This is a genomic window from Siphonobacter sp. SORGH_AS_0500, assembly GCF_031453245.1.
In the GTDB taxonomy this organism is placed as follows: domain Bacteria; phylum Bacteroidota; class Bacteroidia; order Cytophagales; family Spirosomataceae; genus Siphonobacter.
On the sequence record NZ_JAVIYT010000001.1, the window covers coordinates 3,016,266 to 3,034,568 of the forward strand.

General features: G+C 46.6%; 7 protein-coding genes and 1 pseudogene. 3 read left to right on the top strand and 5 right to left on the bottom strand.

Annotation, left to right across the window (positions count from 1 at the left end):
- Positions 1-633: 633 nt before the first annotated feature.
- Complete coding sequence (locus QE357_RS12815) at positions 634-2,229, top strand: hypothetical protein (protein WP_106637835.1); 1,596 nt, start codon at positions 634-636, stop codon at positions 2,227-2,229.
- Positions 2,230-2,294: 65 nt separating this feature from the next.
- On the opposite strand, the gene QE357_RS12820 is transcribed toward QE357_RS12815, so the two are convergent.
- From QE357_RS12820 to QE357_RS12835, 4 genes and pseudogenes are all read right to left on the bottom strand, one after another.
- Positions 2,295-3,416 (bottom strand): efflux RND transporter periplasmic adaptor subunit, encoded by a 1,122-nt coding sequence (locus QE357_RS12820; RefSeq protein WP_106637884.1) that lies wholly within the window; start codon positions 3,414-3,416, stop codon positions 2,295-2,297.
- Between the two features lie 5 nt (positions 3,417-3,421).
- Positions 3,422-6,653: pseudogene (locus tag QE357_RS12825) on the bottom strand (efflux RND transporter permease subunit).
- A 115-nt stretch (positions 6,654-6,768) separates the two neighbouring features.
- Entirely contained in the window at positions 6,769-8,190 is a 1,422-nt protein-coding gene (locus QE357_RS12830; protein WP_232793787.1) for a TolC family protein, read from the bottom strand.
- A gap of 279 nt (positions 8,191-8,469) precedes the next feature.
- A complete protein-coding gene (locus QE357_RS12835) occupies positions 8,470-9,618 on the bottom strand; it encodes a cysteine desulfurase family protein (protein WP_106637833.1) in 1,149 nt (382 codons plus the stop codon).
- Between the two features lie 617 nt (positions 9,619-10,235).
- Here QE357_RS12835 and QE357_RS12840 point away from each other — a divergent pair.
- Both QE357_RS12840 and QE357_RS12845 read left to right on the top strand, forming a co-directional pair.
- Complete coding sequence (locus tag QE357_RS12840; RefSeq protein WP_309707983.1) at positions 10,236-13,592, top strand: TonB-dependent receptor; 3,357 nt, start codon at positions 10,236-10,238, stop codon at positions 13,590-13,592.
- A gap of 158 nt (positions 13,593-13,750) precedes the next feature.
- Positions 13,751-17,098: a carboxypeptidase regulatory-like domain-containing protein gene (locus tag QE357_RS12845; protein WP_409050241.1), complete on the top strand. Its 3,348-nt coding sequence runs from the start codon at positions 13,751-13,753 to the stop codon at positions 17,096-17,098.
- Between the two features lie 204 nt (positions 17,099-17,302).
- Here QE357_RS12845 and QE357_RS12850 read toward each other — a convergent pair whose 3' ends face one another.
- Positions 17,303-18,244 (bottom strand): aldose 1-epimerase, encoded by a 942-nt coding sequence (locus tag QE357_RS12850; RefSeq protein WP_309707985.1) that lies wholly within the window; start codon positions 18,242-18,244, stop codon positions 17,303-17,305.
- Between the last annotated feature and the right edge of the window lie 59 nt (positions 18,245-18,303).

The following is an 18,303-nucleotide window of genomic DNA, read 5'->3' on the forward strand; positions in this document are numbered from 1 at the left end:
TGGTAGTTTATGCCCGCTACTCAGGCTTCAAAAAGTCTGCACGTGTAGATCAGTAGCCATTGCATACATTGAATAGCAATAGTGCTTACACTCCCTTATTTCAACATTTCTGACCAAGAAGAACAGACTATAGTTATTGTACAAATATTCAATTAATCCTATCATATATATATTTACTACTAAAAATATGTCCTATTTCTGCTACTTACCTTACTCTTCACTAGTTAATGTGAAGTAATTATTCCACATATCGAGAACGCTTCGTCTCATTAGGTAGTTGTATTACGAATGGCCCGATATTTTAAAAAATTTTATTAGTACAAGTAGAACTAAGTATTAACGAATACTTGCAAAACTTGTTACCCTCAAACATTGGCGGATGTTTGGGGGTTTCTTTTTTTTATTTTCCTAACTGATTATACCTGCTCATTCCAAGTACTACGTTATACCCATGATTCCATACGGTTACCAAAATCTGGTGGTCTGATATTTTATGATAATCAAACTGGGTCAATCGTTAGTTTTTTTCTTTATATTTATCTCAATAACAACACTATTCAGCCTACTACCCACCCTTGAGATAAAGAGAAACGTATATATTCAATCAATCAAGGTTTCCGCCAAAATCTTAAGATGAAACGAATCTACTCTTTCCCTTCCCTGATCTGCCTCGCATTACTGACGCTAATTTATGCGTGTGCCAATCCTTTTAAGGATATCGATTTTCAGTTTAAAGATCCGCGTACTGAAGCTACCGTTTTACTCCAGTACGCCAACGCCAATGCCTCCTCAGCGGAGAAAATTCCCAGCAATTTGAAAATTGCTATCGTTGGAGATGATGCCGAACGCATCAGAAACCTGACGGGTGGCAAAGTGATCAGGCCCAGCTCGGAAGGGTTGTTAGGGTTGTCTATTGACCCCAATCACCTGCCAACTACCCAGGATCCGGTAAAACTTTCTGTACTGGCCGAGGCTGAAGGCTACTTAAGTAAGCTGACCCGGATTAACATGTCCGATAATACCAACATTCGCCAAACGGTTCAACTTATTGATATCAATCAGCCTCCTTTCGGTGTATCAGCCACGCAGCAAACGTATACGGGTCGTTCTATTACCCTGCAAACGCCTGATTTAACAGGAACCGGAACGAAAGCACGATGGGCATTACCGGATAATCTGGAGTTAAAGACCTTGGCAGGTAACGACCTGACGGGTGAAGTTAATGCGGCTCTTTATTATATTAATCCTACCCAGGCCAACACGTATTTGCCTGGTCATACGCAAACCATTTATAATGCTGTTGACGAAAGTGATCGCAAACTCTCGGCTTTCCTTTTTCAAAGCTTGGCTTATTTTCAATTAGATGCTTTCACCACGGGCGGCCAGGTTATTCAGGGATCAACGGGTAATGCCGAAGTGACCGTTGAATTAATAGGGAATCAGCGTTTGCTAAACGGTCAGTTGGTGAAAGAAGGAGATGTAGTTCCTTTCTGGCGTTATGACCTGAATCGCAACATCTGGGTTCGTCAAAATACGCTTCGCATTCAGAAAGATGCTTCCACTAATAAGCTCTTCATCAAAACTCAGGTTTCTAATTTTAGCTATTACGCACTGGCCGAAACACAGCCTGTTTGTGAAGTAGGGCCGACTTTCCAGTTTCAGACCAACCTGAAAAACGTTGATATTCTTTACTATGCGAAACTGATAGATGTAGCAACCAACCAACCCGTCCTGGAAACCTATCTGGACCTGAACAATGGTTCGAAGCGTTCGTTCTCTGGATTGGTTCAGAAAACCGTTCGTCTTCAGGTTTTCCGAGCGAATAACTACTACGGCGGCGACATGACGACACCGATCTACACCTCGGCTCCTGTGGATCTGTGTGATGGCCGGACAATTGTTGCTCCGATAAGTTTCGAAACGCCTCCAACCACTTTAAGTGTCGAATTGGTGGTGAAGTGTCCTGCTGGTAAACAAGTAGATGAATCCAAACTTCCTGCTAATCTCTACGTTCAATATCAGGTGGTAGGCACCGATACCTGGCGTGACCTGATTACTTTAACACGTACCGTTCGACAAGTAGCCTCCAACAAACTGGAAATAGGCAAACGCTACCGGTTCCGGGCTACTCCTAACCCTGCCATCGGCTGGCCATTAACTCAGCGAGATACCTTATTAAAGGTGACATTTTACCGCTTGAATATTGAATCTGATAATTTCTGTAAGTAACCTTTCCCAAGCAAAAAGCCTCGACTCAATGATTTGAGTCGAGGCTTTTTGCTTGAATCAAGAATTTATTTTTGAATGGTTTGTCCGTCCCGAACTTCCTCTGAGGCTTTTTTAACCAAGACGTCTCCCGCCTTTACGTCTCCAAAAACTTCTATCAGACTATCCAGCGTATTACCCGTATCTACCGTTACCCACTGAGCTTTATCGCCATTTAAACGAATAACAAATACTTTTTCGGATGAAGTAACGACCGAACTTTTAGGTACGAATAAGGTCGCCTGCGAACGCTCGACGGGTAATTTCACCTGAGCATACATGCCCGCTTTGAGTTCTCCTTTGGCATTGGGAATGTCAAATTCAGCCATCATTGAACGTTTGTCCTGTTGCAGGCTTTCGGCACTCCGGGCCAGTGAGCCTTTGAAAATCCGCTCAGGAATGGCGTTTACCATAAACTCTACTGGACTTTTCTTAGATAACTGATTCGCGTATGCTTCGGGAATGGCTACGGTTAGCCGTAGCGTTCGGGTATCCTCCAGCACGAGCAAAGGTTTTCCGGCATCGCCCGCTCCCACCAACGCTCCCGGACTGATATTCCGTTCGATAATCACGCCATCGAACGGAGCGGTAATCGTTAGGTATTGCTTTAAATCCTGTTTGCTGCGAAGATTGGCTTTGGCAGCTTGAACGCTTTCCTGAGCCACCATCACCAGAGCACTATCGGCATCCATCTTCGACTGAGCCTGATCGATTTCATTGAGCGAAACGGCTCCTTCCACTCGATTGGTTTCAACCAGACGCCGATAGGTAAGGCGGCTGGCCCGGTATTTCGATTGCTGCTGGATGAGATTTGCCTGTTGAGCCTGCACCTGAGCCTGAGCCTGGTTGACTTCCGAGAGTACTTCGGGGGCGTCAAGCTGAACCAACACCTGTCCTTTTCGAACCCAGGTACCCCGATCTACCTTGACCTGGCTGGCAAAGCCTTTCACTTTCGCGTAAAGATTCACCCGATTCCAGGGTAATAGTTCACCCGGCAGGGTTACGTTCTTACTCGGCTGCATTTCCCGAACTTCGGTCATTTCCAGTTTTACGGGTGCCGCCGCTTTCATTTCCGTTTTTTTATTCTCGCTACCTGCGGGTGTGCAGGCATATAAGCTGGCTATGGCGGGAAGAATTAGCCAATAATTCATGCGTTTCATGCGATTTCCTCCTGAGCTTGAAGTTTATAATATTTGCTTTCGGGATCTTCAGGATCCAGTGATACCGACTGTAAAGAAGCTTTTGCCTGCACCTGCGTGAACACGCAAGGGAGAATTAAGAGAGCGGCCAGCGTCGAGGCAACCAGGCCCCCTATCACGGCCTGACCAAGTGGGGCAATCTGATCGCCGCCTTCACCCAGACCCGAGGCCATGGGTAACATACCCGCCACCATGGCAATACTGGTCATCAGGATGGGACGAATCCGGCTACCCGCTGCCAGAATAACGGCCCGGCGGGCATTACCCAGAGATATCCGCAAATTCTCCGCATTGGTTACCATCAGAATGGCGTTGGCTACGGATACGCCGACGGACATAATCAATCCCATGTACGATTGCAAATTGAGCGTGGCCCCGCAGACCAGCAACATGACTAACGCACCTGCTACTACCGCCGGTACTGCTGATAGAATGACCAGGGATAACTTCAGCGACTGATAATTAGCACTGAGTAATAAGAAGATAATCACAATGGCCACCATCAAACCCGTTTGCAACCCCGACAATGTGTCGGTTAATAACTGAGTTTGGCCTTTCATTTCCACGATGACCCCACGAGGCGGCTCGCCTGCGTCTTTAATGGCTTGTTGTACCGCTTTCTGAGCCGTCCCTAAATCAATGTTCTGGAGGTTGGCGTTAATGGTTACCAGTCGGTTAGGCCCCGCCCGGTCGTATTCACCCGGAGCCGTTTCTTCGGTAAAGTGAGCCACATCTGATAAGACCGGATGCATTTCTCCTGACCGCAGCGGAATATTTCCAATCTCATTCGCCGAAGTCATCAAATACTCTGGAATCTGCACCTGCACCTGGTAAGCCAGTCCTTTCGAATCATCGAGCCAGAGGTTTTTATCGGTAAAACGGCTTGATGAAGTGGCCGCCACCATCGAACGGGCTACCTGCGAAGAGGTTACGCCCAATTGTCCGGCCCGCTCGCGATCCATCGTTACTTTCAACACCGGATATTCCAGCGGCTGGGCAATTTGCACATCCCGCAGGAAATCAATTTTCTGCATGTTGGCCTTGATCAGATTTGCGAAACGTCCGGCCTCTTTCAGGTCTTTCGCTGCCACGCTTACCTCAATTGGTGTAGCCGACCCCTGGCTCATCATTTTATCCGTCAGCTCAATGGGTTCGAAAGAGATTCGGGCGTTGGGTAACTCTTTGGCAATTCTCCGACGCAGTTCTTCCTTCAGGTTATCCATTTTCACGTGATAATCTTCTTTCAGAGAAACCTGCATTACAGCTTCGTGCGGGCCACTATTAAAGACGAAAATATTAGAAGTACCGTAACTCGAAGGCACCGTTCCTACATAAGCCGAGGAAATTTCGAGGTTCTCGGGACCGACGGCTTCCTTAATAAGGTCCAGCACTTTCAGCGTTGCCGTTTCGGTTCGTTCCACCCGTGTTCCATCGGGCACCCGCAATCGCATCTGGAACTGATGGCTATTCCCATGCGGCAGGATGTCCGTTCCTAACCATTGAAAGCACAGCACAATCAACGCAATACTTCCAATCAAGTAAATGGGAACTACCCACTTGCGGCGTTGCACCAGCTTTTCCAGAAAACGGCTATAGCGATGCTTGAAGCGATCAAAGCCGCTTTCAGGAACGGGTGGATGCAGGTCTTCTTCTATAACCGAGTGCATTTCCCGACTGTCCAGGGCCATCGTTGGAGCTTCGTGTTCAGGATGGGATTTCAATAACCAATTAGAAAGCACCGGAACCAGCGTTTGTGACAATAAAAAGGAAAGCGATCATTGCGAAACCCACGGAAAGCGACAGGGGCAAGAACATGGACTTCGGTACGCCCGTCATCACAAAGGCGGGGGCAAATACGGCCAAAATGGCTAACAGAATCAGGAATTCCGGGAAAACGATTTCCTTACACGCGTCCCAAATCGCTTCGGCTTTGGGTTTCCCCATTTCCAGATGCTGGTGGATATTCTCAATGGTAACGGTGGCCTGATCGACCAGAATCCCCACGGCCAAAGCTAATCCGGAAAGCGTCATGGTGTTAATGGACTGCCCGAACAGATTCAGCATCATCACCGCAATCATGACTGAGATGGGAATGGTTAATACTACAATGATTACACTCCGCCAATCTCGCAGGAAGAGTAATACCATCAAACCCGTTAGCAAAGCCCCCAGCACCCCTTCGGTAACCAGACTTTTCAAAGCATTGGTTACGTAAACGGACTGATCGAATTCATAGGAAATCTTTACGTCTTCGGGTACGGATTTCTGAATTTCGGGTAAAGCATTTTTCAGGTTGGTAACGACTTGAAGCGTCGAAGCATCCGATTTTTTAACGACCGGAATGTATACCGCCCGACGACCATTGACGAGGGCATAACTCACCGTTACGTCTGCTCCGTCTTCTACTGTACCGATGTCCCGCACAAAAACCGTAGGGCCAGAGCCTGTACGAATGGGAATATTCAGAAAGTCTTCGGGCTTCTTCACCAGCGAGTTTACGGGCGTCATTACGGCCTTGTCGCCTACCCGGATGTTCCCTGCGGGCGAAGGCTGGTTATTACTCACAATGGATTTAATAACCTCTTCAGGCGTTAACTGATAGCTTTGGATTTTCTTAGGATCCACACGAACGACGATGGTACGCTGGTTACCCCCAAACGGCGGCGGACTTGATACGCCTTCAATCCGCGAGAACATCGGACGCACCCGTGAAGAAGCATAATCCTGAATTTCATTCAGCGAACGGGTTTCGCTTTCAAACACCAGCTGCCCCACCGGAACAGAACTGGCATCAAAACGAACGACCTGTGGCGGCACGGTGCCTTCGGGCATGTAGGCTTTCGCCCTCGACACGTTATTAGCAACCTCTGCCGCTGCCTGTGCCATGTCCGTGCCGGGATAAAACTGAAGCTTAATGAGGGATAAACCCTGAATGGTTTTCACGTCTACATCCTTAATACCGGACACGTAGAGAAAGTGATCCTGGTAACGGGTGGCAATAAAGCCGTCCATCTGGTCGGGGGCCATCCCCCCGTAGGGTTGCACCACATAAATGGTCGGCAAGTCCAGGTCAGGAAAAATGTCGACAGGAATGGTACGAAGCGAGAGTACTGAAAAAAACAGTAGCCCCACCACCGCCACCACAATTGCCACAGGCTTTCGTAAAGCAGATCTGATGAGTTGATGCATAGCTTGTTTCGCGTTTTGAGTTTGGGGTTTTGAGTTTCGAGCGGTTGCCATTAAGGTTTTGAGTTATTACTTGGCTGACTTCCAACTCAAAACCCCAAACTCAAAACATCCAAACTCATTTTACTTGATTTAGGAAGAGAGAGAGGTCTCCTTCGGCGGCGGCGATGCGTAGCAGGGAACGCCAGGCGTTGCTGTTGGCTACGTACGCGTCGACTTCGGCCCGATTAAGGGTCAGGAAGCTCTGGAGAACCGTGGGTAAATCCGCAAGCCCGTTTTTGTAGCGAGCCTGTGCCTGATGATACGCCTGACGAGCAGCCTGCAACTGTACCGGAGCCTGACGGGCCTGTTCCATCGCGACGTTAAACTGCGTTTCTGATTCTCGCGTCAGTCGTTGTAGGCGGTTATTCTGTTCTTGGTATAAATGCTGAAACCGTTCCGTTTGGGCTACATCACTCCGGTATTCCCGCTTGATTCGCAAGGCATTGGTTAGATTCCAGCGGGCCGAAACGCCAAAGAGGTAGTTACCAACCTGATATTTTATCCCATTCGACACATCCGTTCGGTATACATCGCCGTTGTTCTGAACCCCCGAACCTCTGGCCCAACCTGCTCCCACCAGCGAAATAGTAGGCCATAACGAACGATGCGTCGCAATGCTGCGAGCCGTGGCCCAGTCCACCTGGCTTCTCTGAAAACGTAAGGCAGGATGATTTAAGAATAGGCTGTCACTAGCGGAAGGTGAAGCGGGTAAGCTGGTATAAAAACGAAGGCTATCGATCTGAAGATGATCTTCAACCAGACCCGTTAATTCAGAAAGCTGGAGGCGTTGAACCTGTTCCCGCTGTTGACTTTCAAGTAATAAAATCCGGGCTCGGGAAGCCTCGGCTGTGGCCAGGGAGCTATCTACCCCCGGACGCATGCCGGAACGGACCCCAGCGTCCACAATTTGCTTGAACGTGAGAGCCCGATCAAGGTTGCGTCGCTGAATGTCAACGAGTTTCTGATTAATCAACAAAGCCAGATACGCATCCGATACGCGAATCTGATGCTGGAAGATTTCGTTCTGATAATCCTCCTGAGCACGGGTCACTTCGGCATCGGCGGCCCGAATGCTGGCCTTCACGCGACCAAAGTTGATGAGCCGCCATTCGGCTACTGCCGTTGTAAAACTGCCGAAGACCCCTTCATAATTATTTTCAGGCCGAACGCCACCGGAAATAGCGACGTTGGTTCCTTCGGTATTAAAAACCGAACCGGTAATGCTGTTATTCGTGGCGTAATTATACTGATGCTGAACCGTCAGAATAGGTAACCGTTCGGTTAGAGCCGCCGATTTTCGCTGCTGAGCACTCTCCATCTCTGATTGCTTGGATTTCAGAAACGGAAACTGCTTTACACTGCGGTCTAATACCTGCGAGAGCGTTTGCACCTGAGCCGAAACGGGCAGGGTGCCCATCAATACATAAAGAATGAACCGAGGCTTTCGTTTGAAAAGAAAACTTCGGGCACGGAATAATTGGAGAGGAAGACCATTCATACGCAAACATCGACGTTTTAACTGCTCGGTCGACGTGTACAAAGCAAATGGCCAATTCTGGAAACATTTTGGAATGCATTACCTGAGGTATTCCAAATTTTTAAATTGTTATTTATGGATTAACATTACTTAAATGCCGTATGTACTTTCCGAAAGTGCTTCTTATTCTCCAGGTAAGCTCCTTCGCTTCGCTCAGGATGACAGCTTGACCTCATAAAAAGAAAACCTCCCGGCAGTTACTGCCGGGAGGTTTTCTTTTAGGATACTATTTATAAAAATCTAGCTAACTTTTTCCACGCCCATAATCACCGCCAGTTTGTCAACAACGGTATCAATTTCTTCTTTCGTTGTGTACTTGGAGAAAGAGAACCGGGCGGACGGACGCGAAGGATCGGCTTTCAACGCTCTTAATACATGGGAACCTACGTCTGACCCACTGCTACAGGCAGAACCGCCCGACGCAGAAATACCTTCAATGTCGAGATTGAATAACAACATCTCACTATCGGCAGTCGGTGGGAAGCTTACATTCAGCACCGTATATAAACTTTGCTCTGACGTTTCAGGGTCACCATTAAAGCCAATTTCGGGAATCGCCTCTTTCAAACGGTCCATCATATGAGTTTTTAGTCCCTGAATGTGCTGTTGGTGCTCGGCCATTTCAGCGTAAGCAATTTCCAGAGCTTTCGCCAGACCTACAATCCCATACACGTTTTCGGTACCGCCCCGCATGTTGCGTTCCTGAGCCCCACCGTGAATGAAGGGAGGAATTTTAGTTCCTGCCTGCATATAAAGGAATCCTACCCCTTTAGGACCGTGGAATTTATGAGCCGCTCCAACAATGAAATTAGTTTTCAACTGCTGAAGATCATGCTTGTAATGGCCCATCGTCTGTACGGTATCAGAATGGAACAGAGCCTTATACTCCGTTGCCAGTTGCCCTACCCGATCCAGATCCAGTAAGTTACCAATTTCGTTATTCCCATGCATTAAGGAAATCAGACTCGGCTCGTTTGTTTTTAGTAATTCTTCCAGATGAGCGTAGTCCACATATCCCTTCGAATCCAGTTCCACAAGAGATACTTTCGCCAGCCCTTCCTTTTCCAGATGTTCGGCTGTGTGCAGAACGGCGTGGTGTTCGAGGGGCGAGGTAATGATATGTCTGATGCCTTTGGAAAGTACCGTATTCCGAATCGCAGTATTATCGGCTTCGGTACCGCCAGAGGTAAAGAAAATCTCAGAAGGAGACGTATTCAGTAATTCCGCTACTTTCTTACGGGCTTTCTCAATGGCCGAACGAACTACCCGTCCATGACCGTGAATAGACGAGGGATTTCCAAACTGTTCCCGCATCAGGGGTAACATTTCTTCCAGAACCACCGGATCCAGCGGAGTGGTGGCTGCGTTATCAAGATAAATTCTTTTCATAGATGGGGATGCCTGCTAAAGCATGATGTAACCTGCCGGATTAGGTTGGTTAACAGAACCACAAATATAATATGAGCAACTAGTAATGCCTTGATTTTATTACAAGTCTATGGTAAGCATCTCCTGTGGTATAAACTACCAGTAACCCTAAGAATTAATTCGTATATAAATATACGTCAGCGAATTATGGTATAAAATTTGGCATATGGATCAATTACCAAATAGTTTGTAAGTAATCTATTCCTGAATGGCTGCCAGGCTTATAGATTGTTTTACCGCATGGCTTTAATCCTTTTATAAAGTTTTCTTCTTCCTAACTTAGTATTTCCCAGTTAATTCATTAAAAATTGAAATTTAGGGTTCGAGAGGATACATCCATTATAAAAAAAATACAACAGTATATCTTATGCAAACTTAACGATTATTTAACATTCACTAAATTGTTCTTTTTCAATACCAAAGTGGCTAATTGTTACAGATCAGAACATTATTAAAAATATTTAAAGTGTACATATCAAATTAAGACTTGAAAAAAGACAAATTCCTATGTTTATTTGTGTCAAATTTTTCTTTCCACTCACTACTAAAAGTTCAATTTAAACTAAATTCCAAATTTCATGATGAGGAAGTTTTTACCTTTATCTGGAGTCTTAGGAGTTGCTCTGATGCTGATGTTCATCATCACTGGCAATCAATCCTATGCTCAGGTTACTACTTCGGCTATTAATGGCCGCGTAACGGACACCAAAGGCGAAAATTTACCTGGTGCCACCGTGATCGTTATTCACGAACCATCAGGAACCCGCTATGGTACCACCACTAACTCCGAAGGCCTTTACAACTTGCCCACTATCCGGGTAGGTGGTCCTTACAAAGTGACGGTATCATTTATCGGTTATGCTGAACAAACGGCTACCAATATTTTCGCTAACCTGGGTGCTGCGGCAACCGTCAACATTCAGTTGTCTGACGGAGGTACGCAATTAACTGAAGTAACTATCCAGGGAACCCGCGATGGCTTCACGGGTCAGCGTACGGGTGCAGCTACCTCTTTTAATGCTCGTCAAATCCTTACACTTCCTACCGTAAGCCGTGACATCTCGGACATTACCCGTCTGACTCCTCAGTCTAACGGTAACAGCTTCGGTGGCCGCGATAGTCGTTATAACAACTATCAGATTGATGGAGCCAACTTCAACAACGGTTTCGGTCTGAATGGAAACCCTCTGCCCGGTGGTGGTGGGGTCTCCATCGATGCTATCGACGAAGTTCAGGTGAACATTGCTCCTTATGACGTTCGTCAGAGCGGGTTCTCAGGGGCGGGGATCAATGCCGTAACGCGTTCAGGTACCAACACGTTCTCGGGTTCTGCTTACACATTCTGGAGAACCCAAAATCAGGTAGGCTCAAAATCAGGTAATGTTACCATTGAAAAACCTGTTTCTTCGGCTCGTACGATTGGTTTCCGCTTAGGCGGTCCTTTGGTAAAAAACAAGCTGTTCTTCTTCGTTAACGCCGAGCACATTGAAAACAAAGGTGCTGCTTCCGGTGCAGTTAACTTATGGAAAGCTTCTGAAAACGGAGCCTCCAACCCCGATCAGAATATTACCCGTGTGCGTCGTTCGGATTTGGAAGCTGTTCGTAACCACCTGATTAACCAATGGGGTTATGATCCAGGAGCCTACGAAAATTATGCAAACGATAACAGCGAAAAAACGACCTCTTTTTTGGCTCGTTTAGACTGGAACATTAGCGATAAACACAAACTGGCCATTCGTTACAACCAGGTTGAAAGCAGCACTCCTTCGCTTGTCAACGGTAACTCAGGCCCCTACCCTCGTTCCACTACAGCTAACCGGGTAAGTCAGTTATCGATGGCTTTCGCGAACACGATGTACACCCAGAAAAACATCGTTCGCTCCTTAACGGCTGAATTAAACAGCTCCATCACGAACAAGCTATCCAACCAGTTCCTGGCTACCTACAGCCGTATCCAGTCGGTACGTACGTCTCCAAGTTCTGAATTTCCAATGATTGACATTGGCGACGGAACGGGTTATCCTAACAACTATGTGAACTACATTACGGCTGGTTACGAACTGTTCACCTATGGCAATGACGTTCTGAACGATAACATCAACATCACGAACAACTTGACCTATGTAACGGGCAAGCACAACTTTACGGGTGGGGTTAGCTTCGAGTACCAAAGCTTCGGTAACCAATACCTGCGTTCTGGTACCTCTTATTACCGCTATGCTTCCGTTGCTGATTTCCTGACTACGGGAACTGCTAATGAAAAAGCTCCTATTCAATTTGCCCTGACGTATCCTTACGCGGGTCAGGATACTTATGCTCCGGCGAAATACGGCTTACCTTCCGCTTACATTCAGGACAAAATTCAGGTGAACAAAAAGCTGACTTTAACCGCCGGTCTGCGTGCGGAGTTACCCATGTTCCTGAATAAACTGACGCCAAACACCGTAGTGGACCAACTGGAATTACTAGGAACGGACGGACAGCCCCGCACCTACAGCACGGGTTCATGGCCTAAAGCCCGCGTTATGCTGTCTCCTCGTATCGGTTTCCGTTATGACGTGAAAGAAGACGGTGGCTTCGTTGTTCGTGGTGGAACGGGTATCTTTACCGGACGTGTGCCCTTCGTTTGGTTAACCAACATGCCCTCTAACTCGGGTGTGATCCAGAACACAATCGAACCTGGTAGCTACGCAGCTTCTTCAGGATGGATTAACAACATCCGTTTCCAACCTGACAAATATTACTGGCTGAATAATCCTCCGGCGGGTGGTGAAAATGTTTTCATCAAGAACCCCAATGCGGGTGTCCCCAGCAGCTTAGCTCTGGTAGACCGGAACTTCAAAATGCCACAAGTATGGAGAAGCAGTCTGGGTGCTGATTACGTAATTCCAGGAACTCCCTTCGTAATCACGGCTGACCTGATGTATACGAAAGACCTTCAGGGCGTGTACCAATTTGGAGCCAACCGCAAGGCGGCTACGCAGAAGATGGCTTACTCAGGCGACACGCGTGATTTCTATCCTAATGCAGCTTCTTACACGTATAACAATCGCCTAGGTGGTAACGCAGGCAGTGTATTAACGAACACTACGAAAGGTCACTCGTTTAATGCAACGATTGGGGTCACTCTTCGCCAGACGAAAGGCTTCTACGGATCTTTATTCTATTCACACACATCGGCTAAAACGATTTCGGACAACCCAGGATCTAACGCAAGCTCGGCCTGGGGAAGCAGCCCGAACATCAATAATCCGAACGACTTGACGCTCTACACGTCTAGCAACGCTCTGCCAAGCCGTATCGTGGGTAACCTTTCTTACCGTTTCGAATACCTGAAACACCTGGCTACTACAATCACCTTATATTACAATGGTGCCAATCGGGGCCGTTACTCATTCCAGTACAACGGTGACCTGAACGGTGATGGGATCTCAGCTGATCTGTTATACGTCCCTAACAGTGCTTCAGAGTTAAACTTTGCTACGTTCACTTCAAACGGTGTAACTTTCACCGCAGAGCAACAACGCGAAGCTTTCGATACGTACGTGAACAATGTGCAGGTATTACGTGATAGCAAAGGCGGCTATGTAAGTCGTAACGCAGGTTTACTGCCCTGGGTTAATAACTTCGATTTCCGTTTGTTACAGGATATCTTCACGAACATTGGCAAGCAGCGTCACAGCCTCCAGTTTAGCCTGGACATCATGAACGTGGGTAACCTCCTAAACAGCAACTGGGGCATCCAGCAGGAGTTAATTACCGGTTCTAACAACGTGTTAAGAAGATCAGCTGTAACTACTGCTGGTGTTCCTACATTCCAGATGAACACGGTGTCCGTAAACGGTCAGACCATGTTGCCTACCACTCCGTTCAGAAATGTTACGACGACGGCAACTACCTGGAGCATGCAATTTGGTTTACGTTACCTGTTTTAGTAGATTAGCATCATAATTTGACATTTGACCACCTCTAGAAAGACCTGACAGTTATGAATTTTTTGTTCTGTCAGGTCTTTCTATGTTTAGCAGTGAACCCACTTCAGTACCCATACATACTTCAAAACAAAACTCCTTAAAATTTAACCAAAAAAATTGTGAAAGCACTTTTAGCGAAATCAAGGCATACGCTTTCGTTTCTGGGTCTTTTTTTAGCCGTGTTCTGCGGTTTAAATTCGGCTCATGCTCAGGTAACTTCCTCTACAGTGACGGGACTTGTGGTGGATAATAAAGGTGAAGCTCTGCCCGGAGCCACCGTTATTGCCATCCACGAACCTTCCGGTAGCCGTTATGGAACTACCACCAATGCTTCCGGTCGTTATACCCTGATTGGCGTACGGGTAGGCGGTCCTTTTAAAATTACTGCTACGTTCGTAGGCTTTCAGGACCAGGTGAAAGATGGTATCTACACCAACTTGGGTACTTCAGCGGACGTAAACTTTCAATTATCAGACGCTTCTTCCCAATTGTCTGAAGTCGTGATTACGAGTAACCAGAACGGCGTGTTCAGTTCGAACCGGACCGGTGCCGCTGCTTCGTATGGTCGCGAAACGATCAATACGATTCCTACCCTGGGCCGTACCATCAACGACATTACCAAATACAACGCTTACGGAAACGGCCAGTCTTTCGGTGGACAGGATGCCCGTTTCAACAACATTACCATTGACGGTTCCGTATTCAACAACGGTTTCGGTTTAGGCTCTTCAGCTTCGGCGGGTGGACGTACGGGAACTACGGCCGTATCACTCGACGCTTTGGATGAGGTTCAGTTAAACGTAGCTCCTTTCGACGTTCGCCAAACGGGATTCTCAGGAGCGAGTATCAATGCCGTGACTCGTTCCGGTACCAACGAATTTTCAGGTTCGGTTTATTACCTTTTCCGTAATTCTGATTTAGCAGGTAAAAAAGCCAATGGTAAAGAATTACCTCCGGTAACGATCAATAACAATACCGCTGGTTTCCGCATTGGTGGCCCTATCATTAAAAACAAGTTGTTCTTCTTTGCTAACGTTGAACGTTACAAGAGCAGCACGCCCGCTCTGGATTGGGTAGCCAACCGCCCTGGAGCCACAGGTAACGTTTCCAGAACAACTGCGGCTGATTTGGAAGATTTGAAGCAGTTCATGAGCACCAATTTCAATTTTGACTTAGGTGCCATTGATAACTTTAATAACCAGGTTAGTAGTACAAAAGGCTTACTTCGTCTGGATTACAACATTAACGATAACCATAAGCTTTCGGTACGTTACTCTCACCACGACTCTCAATCTGAGCAGGCCATCAGCAACAGTAACAGTAGTTCAACTGCCGGTTTTGGTAACCGTACGGGTTATGCTACGGGTAGCTACAACGGAGGTCTGGCTCTCTCGGCTCAGAATACAGGTTATAAAATTGCTGATAACACGCGTTCCTTAGCTGCTGAATTAAACTCTACTTTCAACGGCCAGTTTGCGAACCGTTTAATTGTTACGTATAACAAGCAGATTGAGGACCGAACTTACAGAACTGGTCTTTTCCCTACTGTTGACATCCTGAAAGATGGTTCTACTTATACTTCCGTTGGATTTGATCCTTTTACTCCTAACAACAAACTGAACTATTCGACATTTAACGTCACGAATAACTTCAGTTATTTTGCGGGTAAGCATACGCTGACTTTCGGTCTGTCATACGAGCACTTTACTTCTAATAACGTTTTCTTCCCAGCTTCGAACGGCGTATACGTCTATAACTCTATAGATGACTTCAAGACAGCAGCTTTGGCTTACTTAGCGAATCCTAATGCCACTACTTCACCCGTATCTGTAAGACGTTTCAATTACCGATATTCATTATTACCAGGTGGAGCCGAGCCTTTACAAACGCTGAAAAGAGCCACATATAGTGCTTATGTGCAGGATGAATTCCAAATCAATCCTAACTTCAAGCTGACGGCTGGCGTTCGTGCAGATATTTTTGCTTACGATAAGAAAACAGCCGAGTCCTTCTATAACCCCGTTCTTACGGAGGATTTAGCAGGTAAATTCCACGACGAGAACAATAACCCTTATACGGTTAATACTGGCGTATTCCCTAAACCACGTCTGTTGATTTCTCCCCGTATCGGTTTTAACTGGGACGTAAAGGGCGACAAAATGACGCAGATTCGCGGTGGTAGCGGTTTCTTCGTATCTCGTATTCCTGAAGTATTGGTATCTAACCAGTTAGGTAACAATGGTATCAACACGGCCTTGATTACGGAGGAAAATACTACTAATATTCCTTTCACGCTAAACCCAAGCCGGTTCATTCCTAGCGAAACGGATATTAGAAAGTTAAAACCTTATACCGTGAATGCCACCGATCCTAACCTGAAGTACCCCTTGGTATGGAAAACCAACTTAGCAGTCGATCAGCGTTTACCGGGTGGATTCATCGGTACTTTGGAGGTGATTTATAACCGAACACTTCAGGGCTTACGTTACATTGATGCTAACTTGAAAACGGCTGACCGTAAGTTTACGGGTCCTGATTCTCGCGACCGTTATCCTTCGTCACGTTTCGCTAATTCGGCGGTTACGAGCACATTCGTTATCAAAAACACGAACAAAGGTCAGGCCTATACCTTGACTGCTAAATTAGAAAAACCTGTCTCGAAAGGTTTAGGAGGAATGTTAGCGTATACCTTCGGTCAGGCTCGGGATTTACAATCCGTAGGAAGTACGGTTCAAGCCAACATTCCAACGGTATATGGTCAGAATTATCTGGGCGTTTCCTATGCTGACAATGACCTGCGTCACCGCATCATTGGTTACGTAAATTACCGTCTTAACTATGGTGGTCAATTTGGTGGATCTACTACCTTCACCTTAGGTATGACCTCTGCCAGCGGAGGCAAAATTTCCTACACCTATAACGGTGACCTCAACGGAGATGGCCAAAATGGTAACGACTTAATTTACGTACCTAACTCTGCTTCAGACATCACGTTTGTTCCCCTGACGGTTGGATCAGGCTCTAGTGCCCGCGTATATACCGTAGCAGAGCAGCAAGCGGCTTATGAAGCGTATATCAATGGCAACAGCTACCTGAAGACTCGTCGTGGTTCTTATGCTGAGCGTAACGGTGGACAATTCCCCTGGTTGACTCGTTTTGACTTTACCGTTATTCAGGAGTTCTACGTTAAAGTAGGCGATAAGGGTAAGAAAAATACGATTCAGTTACGGGCTGATATCCTGAACGTTGGTAACCTTTTAAATAACAAATGGGGTGTGGGTTACGTATCTACTTCAGCTAACCCGCTGTCTTACGTTTCTACCAGCTCTGAAGGTGTTCCTTCGTATCGTTTAGGCACTCAGAACATCGATGGACAAACCGTTCTGTTGAAGGATTCTTTCGTAAAATCAATTACGCTTGACAACGTTTGGCAGGCACAGATTGGCTTACGTTATATTTTCAACTAAGAAGAAACTTACGTATACGAAAATCCCCCGGCTGGCTTCAGTCGGGGGATTTTTGTTTAATAGTCTGAGTAGGTTTGATTTAGTTTGAGAAGGTTTGAAAGTTTGAGGTCTGCATTGATCGAAGAACTCACGGTTTAGATAAACGCGTTCATACTTCAAACAACTCAACCCTCATCTAATTATATCAAACTTCACCAAACCACTCTAACTCAGGTAAACCTGATAAGTCGTCTGGTATACTTCTTCGGGCTTAAGAATAAATAACCCTTCGCCGTTGTTAAAAGCGTCGACGTTGGCCGTTAAAGGCTCCATCGCTACCCGTTCCCGATCCGGGAAGGTATAGACTACCTGATAATTCACGTTCCCCTCCCCTCTTTGGTATTCCAGATTAAGGGTTACGCCCTGTTTTGCTGAAACCAACTGCGTAAGATAACCACCTTCATTCAACTCATAAATCGCATCTAAAGAGCGTCCTTTCAGCTTATAGCCTTCACTGGCCTCGAAAGGCTCCACTCCAGCGGGCATCATGAGTTCATCATCCAGCAGGATTTGGTTTTTGGCGGGGAAGTAGATCGTCCAGTCATCCACTGTACCGCCCGGTAACTGAAAGTACGGGTGCCAGCCTAAAGCAACAGGCATGGGTTCGGTTCCAGTGTTTAGGGCTTGGGGACTAATATCCAGCTTTCCTGAACTCAGTAAATCATACCGGATTTCAAATTGAAACGGAAAGGGATAGCCAGGATAAGAGCCATCGTGCTGATATCTCAAACGAATACCTGCCGAAGCAATAGTAGACCACTCCTCCACTACTTCAAAAGTTTCGTGGTGCACAATGCCGTGAATCGCCGCCTGCTTTTCAGGTTCGTTAATGGGTAACTGATACGTGTTCCCCTGATAGGCATACACGCCATCCTTAATCCGGCTGGGCCAGGGAAAAAGGAATGTACTGCCATACTTAGGATTGTCTCCGAAAACAGCCGGGTCTTCAGGAGTATCAATGACCGCGAAAGACTGATTTTCTTTGCTAAGTTTTAGCTGACGGATGATCCCACCCAGGCCAGGCAAAATATGTACTTCATCACCCGTAACTGGATTTTGAAGGATGTACGACTCATACGAGCCGTACGTTGACTTGATAATTTTCATGAATCAAACGGGTCGGTTAGCCACCCTGCTCATACATAGAGAAAAGTAAGAAAACTTGC

Bases quoted from the DNA above. Each gene is read 5' to 3' on its own strand.
- QE357_RS12815 (WP_106637835.1), top strand. From the start codon at position 634: ATGAAACGAATCTACTCTTTCCCTTCCCTGATCTGCCTCGCATTACTG.
- QE357_RS12820 (WP_106637884.1), bottom strand. From the start codon at position 3,416: ATGAATTATTGGCTAATTCTTCCCGCCATAGCCAGCTTATATGCCTGC.
- QE357_RS12830 (WP_232793787.1), bottom strand. From the start codon at position 8,190: ATGAATGGTCTTCCTCTCCAATTATTCCGTGCCCGAAGTTTTCTTTTC.
- QE357_RS12835 (WP_106637833.1), bottom strand. From the start codon at position 9,618: ATGAAAAGAATTTATCTTGATAACGCAGCCACCACTCCGCTGGATCCG.
- QE357_RS12840 (WP_309707983.1), top strand. From the start codon at position 10,236: ATGATGAGGAAGTTTTTACCTTTATCTGGAGTCTTAGGAGTTGCTCTG.
- QE357_RS12850 (WP_309707985.1), bottom strand. From the start codon at position 18,244: ATGAAAATTATCAAGTCAACGTACGGCTCGTATGAGTCGTACATCCTT.